We start from the raw sequence: 16,649 nt of genomic DNA, 5'->3' as shown, positions 1-16,649 counted from the left end.
CCACCATCCATCGAACGTCCCCGGTCAGGGCTGCGAGGGCTGGACAGGTTCCGCTACGGTCTTCACAGGAGTGTCCGTCGGTGGGGTGTTGCTGCCTTGCCGCGGGGGAGGGGTGCGGCGAAGCCGCCACCACAACAGACGGAAGGGTGTGAAGCATGGCGTTCGAGGTCGAAGCTGCGACTCTGCATACCGCCGCGAGTGACGTGCGGTCCACGCGCAGCGAGGTCGATGGCGAGCTGAAGAAGCTGTGGAACGTCGTCGACGACCTGGCCATCGCGTGGAAGGGTCAGGCGTCCACGGGCTTCCAGTCGCTGATGACGCGCTGGAACGAGGACACCGTCAAACTGCTGACGGCGATGGACAGCATCGCTGACCTGCTCGACAAGTCGGGTACGACGCACCAGGTCAACGACGAAGAGCAGCAGCAGATGCTGGACAAGTTCCACTCTGCTCTCAACCCGTGATCCGCAGCCGGCAGAGGAGGAAATCGTGACGATCAAAGTTGACTATGCGGTCCTCGAGAGCAGCAACCAGCAGATGCAGGCCATCTCGAAGACCCTCGAGGAAAAGCTTGACACGCTGCGGTCGATGCTGACCAAGCTGCACTGGGACGGCGAGGACCGGGTTGCCTACGAGCAGCACCAGGCGAAGTGGGACGCGGCGGTCCGGGACATCAACCGGATCCTGAACGAGATCGGCGGTGCCGTGGGCATCGCCCGCGAAAACTACCTCACCACGGAGATGAGCAACTCCAAGGTGTGGAGCTGAGGCATTCGCACGAGCGGCTCCGGTCCGGTTCACCCGGCCCGGAGCCGCTCTGTGTTGGTGTAGGCGTCGGCACCGCGCCGCGGTGCGCCGCTCAGCCGGCAGTCGGTGCGTCGGTGTGTCGGCCGGGGCGCCAGGCGCGTCGGCGGCCCCGGGCCATGATCGGTCGCGCGACCAGCAGCAGGCCGGCGAGCAGGGCGCCGATGACCGCCGCCCAGATCGCGGCGGGGCGTTGCCAGCTCAGCGGGTCGTCCCGCACGGCGGGTGCCGGGAGCGCACCGGCGGGCGGGTTCGCCCGGGTGCCGAGCAGGCTCGACACCGCCCGGTAGGGGTTGACCATCCCGTAGCCGATGTCGGCATTCTGACCCTCGGGTGGGTTGTCCGCGGTGCGCTTCAGCCGATCGGCGACCTGCTGCGGGTTGAGACTCGGGTAGGCGGCCCGCACCAGCGCGGCGACTCCTGAGACGTACGCGGCCGCGTAGCTGGTGCCGCCCTCCGGCACGGTGCGGTAGCCGCTGTTGCCGGGTGCCGGCCCGACGATGTTCATCCCCGGCGCCGCGATGTCGACGTAGTCGCCGCTGATCGAGGTGCCGACGTGGTTGCCCTGCTCGTCCACTCCGCCAACCGCGATCACCCCGGGGTATGCGGCCGGGTAGCCCGGCAGGTTCTGGGAATCTTCCGACCGGTTGCCGGCCGCGGCGACCAGGACCACCCCTTTGGCCAGCGCGCGCTCGACTGCCGCCGTCAGTTCGGGGCGGGGAATTGTCGTCAGGGACAGGTTGATCACGTCAGCGCCCTGCGTGACCGCCCAGTCGATGGCCGCCGCGATCTCTGCGGGAAGCTGTGGGTTGTTGACCGCCCCGAGCTGCTGAAGGACCCGGATCGGCAGGATGCGGGCGGCCGGGGCGATGCCACTGAAGGGGACGACGGTGCCCTCCCGGCCCGCGATGATGCCGGCGATCAGCGTGCCGTGCCCGGCCTCGTCGCACTGGCCCTGCCGGGCCGTCAGGCCGTTGAAGTCGCGACCCTCGAGCACCTGCCCCTTGAGGAGCGGGTGCGCGGCGGAGACTCCCGAGTCGATCACGGCCACCGTGACCCCGGCGCCCCGGGACAGCGGCCACGCCGAGGACGGCTCCAGCCGGCGTTGCGCCCACGGCATCTGGGTCAGGCTCACGACGCCGCTGGGGCCGCAGAGGGGTGGTGCCGCGGTCGCAGGGGAGGGTGGTGCCACCAGGCCGGCACCGAGCAGGGCCGCCAGCGCTCCACTGAGGACGCCGCGGAGGGCACGTCGGGATCGGGTCGCGCTCAACGGCGGGCATTCGCGCACCCGCAAAGGTTACCGCCGTGACGGGTCGGGCAGCGGCCCCCGGGTAACGAGGCTCAGGCCTGCTGCTGTGCCTTCCTGGTGGGAGTGTCGGCGAAGAGCGCGAGCAGGTCGCCGACCTGCCGGTCGGCCTCGGCGGGGTGCCGGAAGCGGCCGGCCGGGTTGAGGGTGTACTCGTTGCGTCGCCCGACCCGGGTGCGGTGCAGGTAACCGCCCGCCTCCAGGTCGGCCACGATCGCCTGCGCGGCCCGTTCGGTCACGCCGACCTCGGCCGCGACGTCACGCAGTCGGGCGGTCGGGTCGCGGGCGATTGCCAGCAGGACGTGCCCGTGATTGGTGAGGAACGTCCAGTTCCGCCCGCCGTCGGTGTCGCCCGTCACCGTGCTCGCCATCGTTGACCGCCTTTCGGGATGTCCGCCTGCCCTCGGGAGAGTCTGGTCCGCCCTGCCCCGTCACGGTTGCCCAGGGGGCGACCGGGGGTCAACGTATGAAATCTAAATCACGCATACCTTGACGCATCTTACGGTGCGTGTGACGGTGGAGCACGAGCCAGCGCCCGCCACCCGGCCGGCGGCGAGCCGGCTTGACCAGGTCAGACGCGTCGAGACGAGGTGCGGGATGAGTCATACCGGGAGCGTCGGCGGTCAGCCGGGTTCGCAGCGGATCACCGACCGGGCGTCCGTGCTCAGCGAGCCGACCCTCGCGTACGCCGAGCTGGTCGCCGGCAACCGGCGCTTCGTCGGTGGCGCCCCCCGCCACCCCAACCAGGATGCCGGGCGCCGCGCCGCCGTGGCCGACGGGCAACACCCGTTCGCGGTGGTCGTCGGCTGCTCCGACTCCCGGCTGGCCGCCGAGATCATCTTCGACCGAGGGCTGGGGGACCTGTTCGTGGTCCGCACGGCTGGACACACCGCCGGGCCCGAGGTGCTCGGCAGTGTCGAGTACGCGGTGACCGTGCTCGGCACTCCGCTGGTGGTGGTGCTCGGCCACGACTCGTGCGGTGCGGTGCAGGCCGCCCGAGAGGCCGCGGCGACAGGTACCGCACCGAGTGGGCATCTGCGCGCGGTGGTCGACGCCGTGCTGCCCAGCCTGCGCCGGGCCGAGGCCGAGGGCGTGGACGACATCGACGGCATCGTCGACATCCACATCGCACAGACCGTCGAGACGCTGCTCGGGCAGTCCCCCGTGCTGGCCGAGGAGGTGGCGCGGGGGCGGTGCGCGGTGGTGGGCGTGTCCTACCGGCTGGCCGCCGGAGCGGTGCGCCCGGTGGCCGCCGTGCCGGCTGGCTTCGCGACGCTGGACGCCCCGACCGAATCGACCGACCCGGCTGCCCCTGCCACCGTCTGACGCGACGAGGGCCGCTCCGCGTCACGCGCGGAACGGCCCTCGACCGGGGATCGTGCGGGTCAGAGCAGCGACATGTGGACGTGGTCGGTGTGGTTCGACGGTCCGCTGTACGAGCTCCAGCCGGTGGCCGGGAACCAGATCTGCCGATTCCAGATCACGTAGTAGATGCCGAGACGGTCGGCGTTACGGATGAGGAACGCGGCGACGTTGTTGCCGTACGTCCGGGTGTCGTTGTTGTGCCACGGGGCGAAGCCGCTCCTCTGTAGCGACCAGTCGCAGGCGCGGCCCTTCGGGTGCTCCCACGGCCCGCCGGGGCGGTAGCAGCCGACGAACCGGTTGAAGCCGGCCGCCTTGACCTCCTTGTACGCGTGCAGCGTGCGCGGCGTGATGCAGCCGGACGTGGTGGGGTCGTTCTCACTGCACGACTGGGGCTTCCAGTCACCGTCGGCCGTGCGACCCGGGCCGATCTTCGCGACCTTGGAGGTGGCATCCACCAGGCCGCCGGTGAAACCCTTGCCGCCGACGAGGGAGAGCGCCTTGTCGGCCTCGCTCTTGCGCTTCGCCATCAGGGCGGTCTGCTTCTGCTGCTCCCGGACCTCGGTGTCGAGGGCCAGCTTGGCCTGCTCGGCGCGGGCCTTCACCTCGTTGACCTCGGAGAGCTTCTTCTCGTTGACCATGTTCATCTCGTCGAGCATCCCGGCGCGCTGGACGAACGAGTCGGGCGCATCGCTCTCCAGCAGCATCGCGACCGCGCCGATCCGGCCGGTCCGGTACGCCTGGGCGGCGATCTGCGCGACCTGCGGGGCCAACGCGTCCAGGTCGGCCTTTGCCCGGTCGACCTCCGCCGCCAACTCGCCCTGCCGCTTCTTGGACTTGTCCAGCTTGGACTTTGCGGCGGAGTAGTCGCGGTTGGCCTGCTCGATGACGTCGTTGAGCAGCTTGGGCTCGCCGTCCTCCTCGTGCCCGGACGGTGTGGGAGTCGTCGGGGCGGCGTGCGCCGGGAGCGGCCCGGCGAGCACGGTCAGTGCGGCGATCACGGCCACCACGGGAGTCAACCAGCGGCGTAGGGGTGCCGTCACAATGTTCCCTTCCGTCGACCGCCGACCGGGTTAGCTGACGGGTTCGGGGCGGAAGTGGCCCCTACCGCTGACGCGGATTCACCCCAGGTACCTGGGTCCCCGGCTCGCCGGTTGGCGATTGGGCGGTGGCACCGCAGGCGCCGCTTCGCGCCTTCATCGGTAACCGGCAGCGAGGTTACCCGAGAGTCGACCGGGTGAGCTACGCCTGGATGCCGACCAAAAGCGTCATTTCGCCATAGCGTTGAGTGACCAGTGACGTGGTTCTCAGGGTGGATGCCCGATCTGGTCACGCTGAGGAGTGTCACCATGCCGTATCCGTGCTCCTGTTCGACTCCGGCCACCTGTCGGTGGCCTGGGATGGGGGTGCGATCCGCGGCTGGTCCGGCTCGTCGGAGCCGACCGTTCGCGGTGAGCTGAGTGCGGCAAGTGCCTCGCTGCGGTCCGGCTGGGGTCGCCGGGCGGGGGCGTCGGTGGACGGCGTCGCATCGGTGCGGCCGGCGGCGGTCACCACTGCGGCCAGCCCGGTGGTCAGCGGCACGGCGGCGATCAGACCGAGGGTGGCGACCGCGCTGCGGACGATCTCCTGCGCGAGGAACTCACTGGTGAGGATCTGCCCGATCGGCCGCGAGTCGGCAGTGAGCAGGAGCAGCAGGGGCAGCGACGCGCCCGCGTACGCCAGCACGATGGTGTTGACTGTGGAGGCGATGTGCGCGCGGCCGACCCGGGTGGCCGCACGGTACAGCTGCAACCGGGTCAGGCCGGGGTTGGCGTTCGCCAGCTCGGTGACGGTGGCCGCCTGGGTGACCGTCACGTCGTCGAGCACACCGAGCGATCCGATGATGATTCCGGCGAGCAGCAGACCGTGCAGGTCCACGTCGCCCTGGAACATCGACAGGGTGGTGGCGTCCTCGCTGCCGAAGCCGGTGAGGTGGGTCGCGGCCGTGGCGATTGTGGCGAGCACGCCGGTCAGCACCAGGCTGCCCAGGGTGCCGAGCACCGCGACCGAGGTCTGTGCGGTGACCCCGTGGGTCAGGTAGAGCACCACGAACATGATCAGGGCCGCGCCGACCACCGCCACCAGCAGTGGTGACCGGCCGGCGCCGATGCCGGGCAGCACGAAGGTGAGCAGGATGGCGAAGCTGGCGGCCAGCCCGGCGAGCGCGGCCAGACCTCGCCACCTACCGAACGCGACGATCGCGGCCGCGAAGACCACCGCCAGCCACACCATCGGGGTGCCGCGTTGGTGCTCGGCGATGTTCCAGTTGCTGGTGGTGGGATCGGTCGGGTCGGCGAGTTCGACAAGGATGACCTCGTCGCCGACCTCGACCCGGGGTGCGCCGGGTCCGTCGGGCACCGGTGTCTGGACCTGCTGGCCGGCGGTCGGCCCGTCGTCCACCCGGACGTCGACAGTGCCGCACCGCCCGTCGCCGACCCTCGGTGTGCCCTCGGGAACCGACGGCACCGGCGGGCACGGCTCGCTCACCACCCGGGTGACGGTGCCGGGGTAGCGCGGCACGTCCGCACCACCATCGGTCTGCGGTGACCCGCCGCGCGGCCAGAGCAGCGCCGCGGCCAGCACGGTGGCGACGAAGAGGGGTACGACCGTCAGGACGAGGATCCGTCGCACCCGTGGTGGGGCGGACGGAGCAGAGTGAGTGTGGTCGGCGGCCAAGGCGGGAACTCCCAACGATCCGGTGCGTGGTACGGGTCAGCGGGCCGGGCGGTTCACCGTTTCGGTGGGAAACGCGGCGGACGGCGGGGCGCATCGCTGCCTGATCAACGCTTGATCACGGACGGTCAGTGCTCGGCCCGGTCGGCCGGAGGCGACGCCACATGGTGGTGTCGCCGGTGCCCGACTGTGCAGCGGCATACGGAAGGCCATCGTGGGAGATGCTAGCCAGCCGACCCGGGGCTTGCAGGTCGTGGCGGGGTGTCGGGCGGTCGAACCGCCCGCACGGCGGTCCCGGGGCCGTCAGCCGCGCTTCATGAGCCGGCCGACCGCCGCCATCATTTCGGTGGCCATCTCGTCGGCCCGGCCCTCGGCGGCGCCCTCGTGCATGCAGTGCCGGGCGTGCCCGTCGAGCAGCCCGAGGGCCACCTTGTCGAGGGCGGCCTGGATGGCGGAGATCTGGGTGAGCACGTCGATGCAGTAGCGGTCGTCGTCGACCATCTTCTCGATGCCCCGGACCTGCCCCTCGACGCGGCGGAGCCGCGCGAGCAGCTGGTCCTTGCTGGCGGTGTATCCGCGGATCGGGGTGGGTGCGGTCATGCCGACCAGGATAGCGTACCCCCAGGGGGTATGGTACGGTCGTGGTCGGATGAGATACCCCCACGGGGTACCGGTACCGTAAAGGAGACGATCCGATGGTCAACACCACGTACCAGGTGCAGGGCATGACCTGTGGGCACTGCGTCAGCGCGGTGAGCGCCGAGGTCGGCGCCATCACGGGCGTGCGTGAGGTCCAGGTCGACCTCGCGGCCGGCCGGGTCACCGTCAGCAGCGACCAGCCGCTGGACACCGCGGTCGTCCGGGCCGCCGTCGACGAGGCCGGCTACGACCTCGTCGACGCGTGATCGGAGGGCCGGCGTGCGTACGGTGACGAGACTGGCCGGGTTCGCCGTCGGCCTGGCGGCGGTCTTCGGCGCGACGTACGGGGTCGGCCGGGTCGTCGACCCCGACCCCGCCCCGGTCGCCGCCGCCGCCCCGTCGGCGGACGAGCGCGGCGGGACGACAGACCGGATCCCCGGCGGGCTGCTCGTCTCCGAACGCGGCTACACCCTCGAACCGGTCGACGCCCCGCCCGGCGAGTTCGCCTTCCGGATCGCCGGCCCGGACGGCCGCCCGGTCACCCGGTACGAGGTGGCGCACGACAAGCTGATGCACCTGATCGTCGCCCGCCGGGACCTCTCCGGCTTCCGTCACGTCCACCCCGACCTGGCCCCGGACGGCACCTGGCGGGTCGACTCCCCGCTGACCGGCCCCGGGCAGTGGCGGGCGTTCGCCGACTTCACGCCAACCGGGGGCGAGCCGCTGACCCTCGGCGTGGACGTGACGGTCCCCGGGGAGCTGACCGAACGGCAGTTGCCCGCCCCGGCGACCAGCACCACCGTCGACGGCTACACGGTCACCCTGACCGGTGCGCCGCAGCCGGGCCGCACGTCATCGCTGACCCTGACCGTCAGCCGGGACGGGCAGCCGGTCACCGACCTGGAGCCCTACCTGGGCGCGTACGGGCACCTGGTGGCACTGCGCCGGGGTGATCTGGCGTACCTGCACGTGCACCCGGACGGGACGCCCGGCGACGGGCGCACCCGGCCCGGTCCGGCCGTCACCTTCCTCGCCGAGGTGCCCTCGTCCGGCAGCTACCGCCTCTATCTCGATTTCCAACACGGCGGGCGGGTGCACACGGCCGAGTTCACGGTGGTCGCCGGCGCTGCCCCGACCGGCGACGTCCCCACCCCGAGCGGGCCCGCACCGACCGGCGAGGCCGACCACGGCACCCCCGGGCACGGACACAACTGACGGGACCAGACGATGACCACCACCAGCAGACCGCTGCCCGAGGCGCCGAACCGGATCGAACTGGCGATCGGCGGGATGACCTGCGCCGCGTGTGCCGCCCGGATCGAGAAGAAGCTCAACCGGATGGACGGGGTGAGCGCCACAGTCAACTACGCCACCGAGAAGGCGACAGTCCGGTACGCCGACGGCGTCACGCCGGACGACCTGATCGGGACCGTCCAGAAGACCGGTTACACGGCGGCGCTGCCGGCCCCGCCCAGCGCGGAACCCCCGGTGGACCCGTTGCGGGGCCCGCGTACCCGGCTCTGGGTCTCGGTGGCCCTGAGCGTGCCGGTGGTCCTGCTGGCCATGGTTCCGGCCTGGCAGTTCGACTACTGGCAGTGGCTGTCGCTGACCCTGGCCGCCCCGGTGGTGGTCTGGGGTGGGCTGCCGTTCCACCGGGCCGCCTGGACCAACCTGCGGCACGGCGCGGCCACCATGGACACGCTGGTCTCGCTCGGCACCCTGGCGGCGTTCGGCTGGTCGCTCTGGGCGCTCTTCCTCGGTGACGCGGGCATGCCCGGGATGACGCACCCGTTCCGCTTCGACATCACCCGCACCGACGGCGCCGGCAACATCTACCTGGAGGCGGCCGCCGGGGTGACCGTGTTCATCCTGGCCGGTCGCTACTTCGAGGCGCGGTCCAAGCGCACCGCCGGCGCCGCCCTGCGTGCCCTGCTCGACCTCGGCGCCAAGGACGTGGCGGTGCTGCGCGACGGCGTGGAGACCCTGATCCCGGTGGACCGGCTGGTCGTCGGTGACCGGTTCGTGGTCCGCCCCGGGGAGAAGATCGCCACCGACGGGGTGGTGGACGAGGGCACCTCCGCGGTCGACGCCAGCATGCTCACCGGCGAGTCGGTGCCGGTCGAGGTCGCCCCGGGTGACGGCGTGGTCGGCGCCACGATCAACGCGGGTGGGCGGCTGATCGTCACCGCCACCCGGGTCGGCGCGGACACCCAGCTCGCCCGGATGGCCGACCTGGTGGAGCAGGCGCAGAGCGGCAAGGCAGCCGTGCAGCGGCTGGCGGACCGGATCTCCGGGGTCTTCGTGCCGATCGTCATCACCCTCGCCGTCGGCACGCTCGGCTGGTGGCTCGGCACCGGGGCCGGCCCGACCGCCGCGTTCACCGCCGCCGTGGCCGTGCTGATCATCGCCTGTCCGTGCGCGCTCGGCCTGGCCACACCGACCGCGCTGCTGGTCGGCACCGGTCGGGGCGCCCAGCTCGGCGTGCTGATCAAGGGCCCGGAGGTGCTGGAGTCGACCCGCCGGGTGGACACTGTGGTGCTCGACAAGACCGGCACCGTGACGACCGGCCGGATGACACTGGTGGACGTGGTGCCGGCCAGCGGTGTGGACCGGGCCGAGCTGCTGCGGCTCGCCGGGGCGGTGGAGGCCGCCTCCGAGCACCCGATCGCCCGTGCGGTCGCCGCCGCTGCCAGCGACGAGGGCGCGCTGCCCCCGGTGACCGCCTTCGGCAACCTCGAAGGGCTGGGTGTCACCGGCACTGTCGACGGGCGGACCGTGCTGGTCGGCCGGGTCCGGCTGCTGCGCGAGCACGAGATCGACGTACCGCCGGAGGTCGAGTGGGCCGTGCGCGACGCGGAGGCCGCCGGCCGTACGGCGATCGTCGCCGGCTGGGACGGACGGGCCCGCGGCGTGCTCGCGGTCGCCGACGTGGTCCGGCCGAGCAGCCGGGCGGCGGTGGCCCGGCTGCGCGGGCTGGGGCTGTCCCCGGTCCTGCTGACCGGGGACAACACCACAGTGGCTCGCGCGGTCGCCGCCGAGGTGGGCATCGACGAGGTGATCGCCGAGGTGCTGCCGGCCGGGAAGGTCGACGTGATCAAGCGGCTCCAGGCCGAGGGGCGGTCGGTGGCGATGGTCGGTGACGGGGTCAACGACGCCCCGGCGCTGGCCCAGGCCGACCTGGGGCTGGCCATGGGCACCGGCACCGACGTGGCGATCGAGGCGGCCGATCTCACCCTCGTCCGGGGTGACCTGGACGCCGCGGTGGACGCCATCCGGCTGTCCCGACGCACGCTCGGCATCATCCGGGGCAACCTGTTCTGGGCGTTCGGCTACAACGTGGCGGCCCTGCCGCTGGCCGCCGCGGGGCTGCTCAACCCGATGATCGCCGGTGCCACGATGGCGCTGTCCTCGGTCTTCGTGGTGGCCAACAGCCTGCGCCTGCGTCGCTTTCGCTCGGCCGCTGCCGATCTGTGACAGGGGTAATGGTTGGGCCGGCGACGGCGGGGGTACCTCTGTGGTCGTAGCGACGCTTGCAATGGAGGTTGGCAATGGGTATCGACGACAAGATCAACAACGCCACCGAGGACGCGACCGGCAAGCTGAAGGAAGGCGCCGGTCGGGCCACCGGCAACGAGCAGCTGGAGGCGGAGGGTCGCGCTGACCAGTCCACCTCCAAGCTCAAGCAGGCGGGCGAGAAGATCAAGGACGCCTTCAAGAGCTGACGTACGACGTAACCCGCACGCCGGGCCGGTGATCATCACCGGCCCGGCGTGCTGTGTGTGTGGTCCTTTTCGTCGCCCCTGAGATCCCCCTGATTCCGCTTCCGTCCCGTAGCGCCGCACGGCGGCACCTGCTAACTTTCCTTGGCATGTGCAAGGGCTGGTTATGAGCACCGCTCCGCCGCCGACCGGCGACGACCTGGTCCGGGTGCTGGCCACCCTGGCCAACCCGCACCGGCTGCGGGTCGTCGCCGCGTTGGCCCGCGAGCGTGCGTACGTCAGCGGGCTGGCCCGGCAACTGGGCATCAGCCGGGCGCTGTTGCAGGTCCACCTACGGAAGCTGGCGGCGGCCGGGCTGGTCACCGCCCGCCTGGAGTTGTCGGAGGACGGGAAGGCCATGAACTACTACGAGGTGGAGCCGTTCGTGCTCACACTCACCCCCGCAGTCATCGCGGCGGCGGTCGAGACGCTTACCGTGCCCGACTCGGGCGAGCAGCCGGGGGCACAGCGATGAGCGAGCACGACTGGACCGAGGTGGTCGGGGCGATCGGCATCTTCGCTTTCCTGATCAGCGTGGTCACGGTGACCGTCGTCCAACTCGCCAAGACCCGGCGGGCACGGTACGAGGCGGCCCGCGCGGACGACTACCGCCGGCTCGCCGAGACGGCCGCTCAGGCCCAGGCGGAGAACACCCGACTGCTCGCGGCGATGGATGGCCGGCTGGGCGGGATGGAAACCCGGATGACCACGCTCGAACGCGTCCTGCGCGAGGTCGACTGACCCGGCGGACGAGAGCGGCCCCGGGCCGTCGAGCGGCTACTCGACGGCCCGGGTGGAAGCAGCATCACCTCGCCCAGTGGGCGAGTTTCACAGGCAACGCTCCTTCGAGGAGAGGACAGCACCTCATGCTGCGCGTACGCAAATCCGCAGTCGGCTGGGCGGTCGCCCTGGCCCTCACGGCCGCCGGCCTGACCCCGGCGAGCCCGGCCGCCGCCCGACCACAGCCCGCCCCGACGATCGACTGGCGGCCCTGCGCCACGGACACCACCGCCGAGTGCGGCACCCTGTCGCTGCCGGTGGACTGGAACCGACCCGGTGGGGAGCGCTTCGACCTGGCGTTGGCCCGCCGGGTCGCCGACCCGGCCACCCGGGAAGGTGCGCTGGTCTTCGGCCCCGGCGGGCCGGGCGACAGCGGGGTCGACCGGGTGGTGAACGGCAGCTCCCGGTTCAGTGCCGACCTGCGTGCCCGGTTCGACATCGTCAGCTTCGACCCACGCGGCACCGGCGACAGCCACCCGGTGGTCTGCGCCCGGGACCTGCTCGTCCGGCAACCACAGCTGATCGCCGACCAGGCCCAGTTCGACGCCGTCCTGGCCAACAACGCGCTGCTGCGGGCCGACTGCCGGGCCCGCACCGGGGCAATCTACGACCACGTCGACACCACAAGCGCCGCCCGCGACCTGGACGCGGTCCGCGTCGCGCTCGGCGAACGGCAACTGACCTTCCACGGCAGCTCGTACGGCACACTGCTCGGGCAGCGGTACGCCGAGCTGTACCCCGACCGGGTCCGGGCCATGGTGCTGGAGGCCGCGATGGACCACAGCCTCGGCACCCGCGCCTTCCTGGACACCCAGGCCGCCACCGCCGAGGGCGCGTTCGACGAGTTCCTGGCCTGGTGCGCCCGCTCGGCCGACTGCGTCCTGCACGGTCGCGACATCCGTGCCAGCTGGGCCGGGCTGCACACCCGGGCCGAGCGTGGCTCGCTTACCGACCCGGACAGCGGCGGAGCGGCGCTCGCCCCGTTCGAGTTGAGCCGCCTCGCCCACAAGAAGCTCTACGACACCTGGCGGTGGCCGGGGCTGGCCGAGTGGATCGTCCGACTGGAGGGCGCCGCCACCACGCCGAGCGTCCGTCCGTTGGCGGACCAGGCCGTGGCTCCGTACCCCTTCGCGGTTTTCTGTCAGGACTGGAGCCTGCCGGTCCGCGACTACCGGGAGTACGTCGGACATCTGCGCCGGGCGGCCCGGCTCGCGCCGGACCTGCGCTACCCGCCGGCGCTGTTCGCCCTGGTCACCTGCCTGGGCACCCCGACGCCGGTGGCCAACCCGCAGCATCGGCTACGGGTCCGCACCGATGTGCCGCTGCTGATCGCCGCCACCGTGCACGACCCGGCCAGCGGCTACGGCTGGGCGCGCAACGTGGCGCGACAGTTGGGCCGACACGGCGCGCTGCTCACCTACCAGGGGTGGGGACACGGCAGCTACAGCAGCAGCCCGTGCGTGGAACGGGCCGTCGACTCCTACCTGATCGATCAGGTGGTGCCCGCCCGGGGCGCCAGCTGCCCGGCCGTCGAACCCGAGGTGTGACCGCCGCTGCCGACCGTCGGGTGGTCTGGGCCGCCCGGCGGTCGGCAGCCGTCAGGGTTGCCCGGTCAGCCGGGCCGCCCGCACCTCCAGGTAGCGCTGCTCGGGCCGGCTGGTGGTGCCCCGCGCGGCGGCCAGGTACGCCTCCCGTGCCGCGCCGACCTCCCCGGCCAGCTCCAACAGATGAGCCCGGACGGCGGCCAGCCGGTGGTGCCCGGCCGTGCGTTCGTCGGCGTCCAACGGCGTGAGCAGGGCGAGTCCGGCGCGGGGCCCGTCCACCATGGCCACCGCCACCGCCTGGTTCAGGGTGACCATCGGGTTCGGCGCGATCCGGGCCAGCAGTCGGTAGAGCGCGACGATCTGCCGCCAGTCCGTCTCCGCCGCCGTCGACGCCTCGGCGTGCACGGCCGCGATCGCCGCCTGGAGCTGGTACGGGCCGGGCGGTGACCAGGTCAACGCCTCGGTGATCAGCGCGATCCCCTCCGCGACGGCGGCGGCGTCCCACCGGGAACGGTCCTGCTCCGCCAGCGGCACCAACTCCCCGTCCGACCCCACCCGGGCCGCCCGGTGCGCGTCGGTCAGCAGCATCAGCGCCAGCAGCCCGGTCACCTCACCGTCGTCGGGCAGCAGCCCGCGCAGGATGCGAGCGAGCCGGATCGCCTCGCCGGTCAGCTCGGCCCGGCGCAGGTCCGGGCCACTGGACGCGGTGTAGCCCTCGTTGAAGATCAGATAGAGCACCCGCAGCACCGTCCCCAGCCGTTCGGCCCGCTCGGCCGGCCCGGGCATGGTGAACCGTGCCCCGGCGGCCTCGACCCGCTGTTTGGCCCGCCGGATCCGTTGACTCATCGTCGCCTCGGGCACCAGATGGGCGCGGGCGATCTGGGCGGTGCTGAGACCACCGACCGCCCGCAGGGTGAGCGCCACCTGCGCCGATCCGGGCAGCGCCGGGTGGCAGCAGAGGAACAGCAGCATGAGGGTGTCGTCGTCGGCCGGAACGGCGGGCTCCGCGTCCGCCGCCGGCGCCACCCCGGCGTACGCCGGCTCGCGCCGCGCCACCGTCACCTCGCGGTCCCGGCGCGCGCTCTCGCTGCGCCACTCGTCGGTGAGCCGGCGGGTGGCCACGGTGAGCAACCAGGCGCGCGGATTGTCCGGTACGCCCTGCCCGGGCCACTGCGTCGCGGCGGCGAGCAACGCCTCCTGGACCGCGTCCTCGCACCTGTCGAACTGTCCGTGCCGACGGACCAGCAGGCCGAGGACCTGCGGCGCGAAGGTGCGCAGCAGATCCTCGACCGTCCGGTCCTCGGTCACATCTCCGTCCCGGCCTCGTCCATGATCGGGCGGACCTCCATCGCGCCGCCGTACCGGACGTCCGGCCAGCGGGCGGCGATCTCGGCAGCCCGCTGCGGGCTGTCACAGTCGACGGCCAGGTACCCGGCGAACTGCTCCTTGCTCTCCATGAACGGGCCGTCGAGGACCTCGGGGTTGCCGTCCACGAGCCGGACCGTCAACGTCTGCGACGGGTTGGCCAACGCCTGGCCGCCGATCAGCTCGCCGGTCTCGGTCAGCTCCTTCATGATCTCGTCGACCTCACCGAAGAGGGCGGTGCGATCCTGCTCGCTCAGCCCTTCGGTGAAGCCGGGCCGGTTCCAGATCAGCAGCATGTACTTCACGGCGATGCTCCTCAGGCTCTGGTCGCACCCCGACCGGGGCGCGGCTCACCGGAGGGTCGGAGTCGTTCCCCCGATCCCTACCGCGTACCGAAGAAAATCGCAGAAACGCCCGCCGGGGGTGCTCCCACGCCGGATGGTTCAGCGCGGATCGGGTCGGCCGGGCACCTGTCGGGGCTTCCGGCCGCCGCCGACGTCCAACGAGGCCCGGTCGGCGGCCGAGGTGCCGGACGACCAACCCTCGGCGTCGCGCACGCTGAGCCGGTGCCGGGTGACGCCGGGGAAGAGCGTGTCCAGCCGCTCCCGGACCGCCTCGCCCCGCGCCGCGAGCACCGGCAACAGCCGCTCCGCGCCGGCCGTCTCGGCCGCCGCCCGATCCGCCGCGTCGGTCGCCGCCTCGGTGGCCGCCCGCAGCCGCTCACCGATCCGCAGCGCGAACGCATTGAGGAAGGACTCGTCCCAGACCTTCGTCCGCCGCCCCGACCCCGGCCGCCGCTCGGCCCGCCCCCGCAGCATCGCCGCCGTGGCCTGGACCAGCAGCGACGTGTAGAGCAACTCCACCGCCACCAGATCCGCCGGCCAGCCCAGCACTGTGGCGAAGCCGAGATCGTCCGACCAGACCGCCTCGCACCGGTTCGCCGCCGCCACCTCCTGCACCAGCAGCGCCTTGGCGCCCGCGTACGGGGCGTCGGTGCTGAGGCGTACACCGCCGGGCACGTCCCCGCGCTCGGACCCGGCGGCCAGCAGCGCCTCGTCGATGCTGTGCCGGGCGATCAGCTCCTGGGCCTTCCCGGTCAGCGCCTCCGCCTCGGCGGGAAAGGTGGTCGACTCGGCCTTGGCCAGCAGCGCCCGTACCCGGTCCAGCATCGGCGACCCGCTGCGAGCCGTGCCGGCCGTGCGGGGCAGTGCCGCGCCGCTGGTGCCCGGCGGCGGGCGCAGCACAGCGATCGGCGGCAGGCTCTCCACCAGCGCGAGAGTGTCCACGGCCGTCCGGAGCGCGTCGGCCCGGTCCAGCCCCTCCCTGGTCGCCCAGCCGCTCAGCACGCTCCGCTCGGCACCACCCTCGGTGGCCGCCAGCTCGCGTAGCTGGTCGTCCCACCAGGCGGGGACCGGCTCTGCCTGGTCGCGCCGCTGGGCGGCCAGCGCGTGCCGGACCAGCCGGGCCGCGCGGGCGTCGAGCCGCCGACCGGTGATCCGGTCCACGTCGACCGGCTGCCAACCGCGCGGCCAGAGCTGGCCCAGGCCGCGGACCAGGCGACGCAGCAGCGCCGCGTCCACCGCCGTGGTGCCGTCCGCAGCGCCGGTGCCGACCATCAGTTGGTCCAGCTGCCGTTCGGCCTGCCGTACGTCAGTGCCGCGCACCGCCGCGAGCGCGTTGGCGACGAGTTCGTCCGCGTCCGGCACGGGCACCTCCTTCTCGGGATCTGGCTGTCGCTGCCCCTCCAGGCTCCATGATCATGCCGTCAGTGGCCCGGGAGTCACGAAACGGGGATGTGCCACCGGCCCATTGCGCCTTCCCGCCGGTTCGGCTCGGCATGTTTCGTGCGGTTCGGGGTATTTGTGACCTGATCCGGACTGACTGCGAGGTGTGTGGTGGTCGATTCGAGCCTGCCGAGGACACGCAGCGCCGACGTTCGTGCCTCCACCCTCGTCGGCGTCCTGATCGGCATCGCGATCATGGCCGCGGTGGACGAGATCGTCTTTCACCAGCTTCTCGCCTGGCACCACTTCTACGACCGTTCCACCCCCTCGGTGGCGCTGCTCTCGGACGGGCTGCTGCACGCCGCCGAGGTGATCGCCCTGGTGGGCGGGTTCTTCTGGTTCGCCGACCTGCGTCGTCGCCGCGCCCTGTCGAGCCGACTGGCCTGGGGTGGCTTCCTGCTCGGCGCCGGAGGATTCCAGCTCTTCGACGGGCTCGTCGACCACAAGGTGCTCCGGCTGCACCAGATCCGCTACGGCGTACACCTGGTGCCGTACGACGTGGTGTGGAACGTGGCCGGCGCGGTCCTGCTGCTGGCCGGCGTCGCTGTCCTGTGGTGGGCCCGGTCCCGCCGGCGCGGCGCCGGTCCCCGATGAC

At 72.3% G+C, this 16,649-nt stretch carries 19 protein-coding genes and 1 riboswitch; of the genes, 11 read left to right on the top strand and 8 right to left on the bottom strand.

Annotated features, from left to right (window positions below):
* Nucleotides 1-155: 155 nt before the first annotated feature.
* Nucleotides 156-464: a WXG100 family type VII secretion target gene (locus IW248_RS22705; RefSeq protein WP_030329557.1), complete on the top strand. Its 309-nt coding sequence runs from the start codon at nucleotides 156-158 to the stop codon at nucleotides 462-464.
* A gap of 25 nt (nucleotides 465-489) precedes the next feature.
* Nucleotides 490-768 (top strand): WXG100 family type VII secretion target, encoded by a 279-nt coding sequence (locus tag IW248_RS22700; protein WP_030329555.1) that lies wholly within the window; start codon nucleotides 490-492, stop codon nucleotides 766-768.
* A gap of 91 nt (nucleotides 769-859) precedes the next feature.
* Here the strand turns inward: IW248_RS22700 and mycP are convergent, their stop codons facing one another.
* On the bottom strand, nucleotides 860-2,092 hold the full coding sequence (gene mycP / locus IW248_RS22695) for a type VII secretion-associated serine protease mycosin (protein ID WP_307788153.1): 1,233 nt from the start codon (nucleotides 2,090-2,092) through the stop codon (nucleotides 860-862).
* A 53-nt stretch (nucleotides 2,093-2,145) separates the two neighbouring features.
* The gene (locus IW248_RS22690; RefSeq protein WP_124818364.1) at nucleotides 2,146-2,481 is read right to left on the bottom strand and encodes a helix-turn-helix transcriptional regulator; all 336 of its coding nucleotides are present in this window, start codon (nucleotides 2,479-2,481) and stop codon (nucleotides 2,146-2,148) included.
* Between the two features lie 226 nt (nucleotides 2,482-2,707).
* Between IW248_RS22690 and IW248_RS22685 the strand changes: the two genes are divergently transcribed.
* On the top strand, nucleotides 2,708-3,436 hold the full coding sequence (locus IW248_RS22685; RefSeq protein ID WP_196928605.1) for a carbonic anhydrase: 729 nt from the start codon (nucleotides 2,708-2,710) through the stop codon (nucleotides 3,434-3,436).
* Between the two features lie 59 nt (nucleotides 3,437-3,495).
* On the opposite strand, the gene IW248_RS22680 is transcribed toward IW248_RS22685, so the two are convergent.
* The 3 genes from IW248_RS22680 to IW248_RS22670 all read right to left on the bottom strand — a co-directional run bounded on the left by IW248_RS22680 (nucleotide 3,496) and on the right by IW248_RS22670 (nucleotide 6,784).
* Nucleotides 3,496-4,515, bottom strand: coding sequence for a coiled-coil domain-containing protein (locus IW248_RS22680; protein WP_196928604.1), 1,020 nt, complete (start codon nucleotides 4,513-4,515; stop codon nucleotides 3,496-3,498).
* A gap of 4 nt (nucleotides 4,516-4,519) precedes the next feature.
* Nucleotides 4,520-4,650: riboswitch (cyclic di-AMP (ydaO/yuaA leader) on the bottom strand.
* A 166-nt stretch (nucleotides 4,651-4,816) separates the two neighbouring features.
* A complete protein-coding gene (locus IW248_RS22675; RefSeq protein ID WP_196928603.1) occupies nucleotides 4,817-6,187 on the bottom strand; it encodes a YibE/F family protein in 1,371 nt (456 codons plus the stop codon).
* A 300-nt stretch (nucleotides 6,188-6,487) separates the two neighbouring features.
* On the bottom strand, nucleotides 6,488-6,784 hold the full coding sequence (locus IW248_RS22670) for a metal-sensitive transcriptional regulator (protein ID WP_030329541.1): 297 nt from the start codon (nucleotides 6,782-6,784) through the stop codon (nucleotides 6,488-6,490).
* 95 nt (nucleotides 6,785-6,879) lie between these two features.
* Between IW248_RS22670 and IW248_RS22665 the strand changes: the two genes are divergently transcribed.
* The 7 genes from IW248_RS22665 to IW248_RS22635 all read left to right on the top strand — a co-directional run bounded on the left by IW248_RS22665 (nucleotide 6,880) and on the right by IW248_RS22635 (nucleotide 12,908).
* A complete protein-coding gene (locus IW248_RS22665; RefSeq protein WP_124818372.1) occupies nucleotides 6,880-7,089 on the top strand; it encodes a heavy-metal-associated domain-containing protein in 210 nt (69 codons plus the stop codon).
* Nucleotides 7,090-7,102: 13 nt separating this feature from the next.
* A complete protein-coding gene (locus IW248_RS22660; protein WP_196928602.1) occupies nucleotides 7,103-8,038 on the top strand; it encodes a DUF8832 domain-containing protein in 936 nt (311 codons plus the stop codon).
* A 12-nt stretch (nucleotides 8,039-8,050) separates the two neighbouring features.
* Nucleotides 8,051-10,297 carry a heavy metal translocating P-type ATPase gene (locus tag IW248_RS22655; RefSeq protein ID WP_196928601.1) on the top strand — a complete coding sequence of 749 codons (2,247 nt, stop codon included), beginning with the start codon at nucleotides 8,051-8,053 and terminating at the stop codon, nucleotides 10,295-10,297.
* Between the two features lie 74 nt (nucleotides 10,298-10,371).
* Nucleotides 10,372-10,545, top strand: a complete 174-nt coding sequence (locus tag IW248_RS22650; RefSeq protein WP_196928600.1) for a CsbD family protein — start codon at nucleotides 10,372-10,374, stop codon at nucleotides 10,543-10,545.
* Between the two features lie 163 nt (nucleotides 10,546-10,708).
* Nucleotides 10,709-11,056: an ArsR/SmtB family transcription factor gene (locus IW248_RS22645; RefSeq protein WP_124818380.1), complete on the top strand. Its 348-nt coding sequence runs from the start codon at nucleotides 10,709-10,711 to the stop codon at nucleotides 11,054-11,056.
* On the top strand, nucleotides 11,053-11,322 hold the full coding sequence (locus tag IW248_RS22640) for a hypothetical protein (protein WP_124818382.1): 270 nt from the start codon (nucleotides 11,053-11,055) through the stop codon (nucleotides 11,320-11,322). The genes IW248_RS22645 and IW248_RS22640 overlap by 4 nt, the downstream gene beginning before the upstream one ends.
* A 125-nt stretch (nucleotides 11,323-11,447) precedes the next feature.
* A complete protein-coding gene (locus tag IW248_RS22635) occupies nucleotides 11,448-12,908 on the top strand; it encodes an alpha/beta hydrolase (RefSeq protein WP_196928599.1) in 1,461 nt (486 codons plus the stop codon).
* A 51-nt stretch (nucleotides 12,909-12,959) separates the two neighbouring features.
* Here IW248_RS22635 and IW248_RS22630 read toward each other — a convergent pair whose 3' ends face one another.
* The 3 genes from IW248_RS22630 to IW248_RS22620 form a co-directional block, all read right to left on the bottom strand.
* A complete protein-coding gene (locus tag IW248_RS22630) occupies nucleotides 12,960-14,213 on the bottom strand; it encodes an RNA polymerase sigma factor (protein WP_196928598.1) in 1,254 nt (417 codons plus the stop codon).
* Nucleotides 14,210-14,566: a YciI family protein gene (locus IW248_RS22625; protein WP_231397627.1), complete on the bottom strand. Its 357-nt coding sequence runs from the start codon at nucleotides 14,564-14,566 to the stop codon at nucleotides 14,210-14,212. Before IW248_RS22625 ends, IW248_RS22630 begins: the two co-directional genes overlap by 4 nt.
* 147 nt (nucleotides 14,567-14,713) lie before the next feature.
* Entirely contained in the window at nucleotides 14,714-15,976 is a 1,263-nt protein-coding gene (locus tag IW248_RS22620) for a DUF2786 domain-containing protein (RefSeq protein ID WP_196928596.1), read from the bottom strand.
* Nucleotides 15,977-16,165: 189 nt separating this feature from the next.
* On the opposite strand from IW248_RS22620, the gene IW248_RS22615 reads away from it, so the two are divergent.
* Complete coding sequence (locus tag IW248_RS22615; RefSeq protein ID WP_196928595.1) at nucleotides 16,166-16,648, top strand: DUF2243 domain-containing protein; 483 nt, start codon at nucleotides 16,166-16,168, stop codon at nucleotides 16,646-16,648.
* The last annotated feature ends 1 nt before the right edge of the window (nucleotide 16,649 follow it).

This window comes from Micromonospora ureilytica (assembly GCF_015751765.1).
GTDB classification, from domain to species: Bacteria; Actinomycetota; Actinomycetes; order Mycobacteriales; family Micromonosporaceae; genus Micromonospora; species Micromonospora ureilytica.
This window is presented reverse-complemented; position numbering and strand designations above follow the sequence as displayed.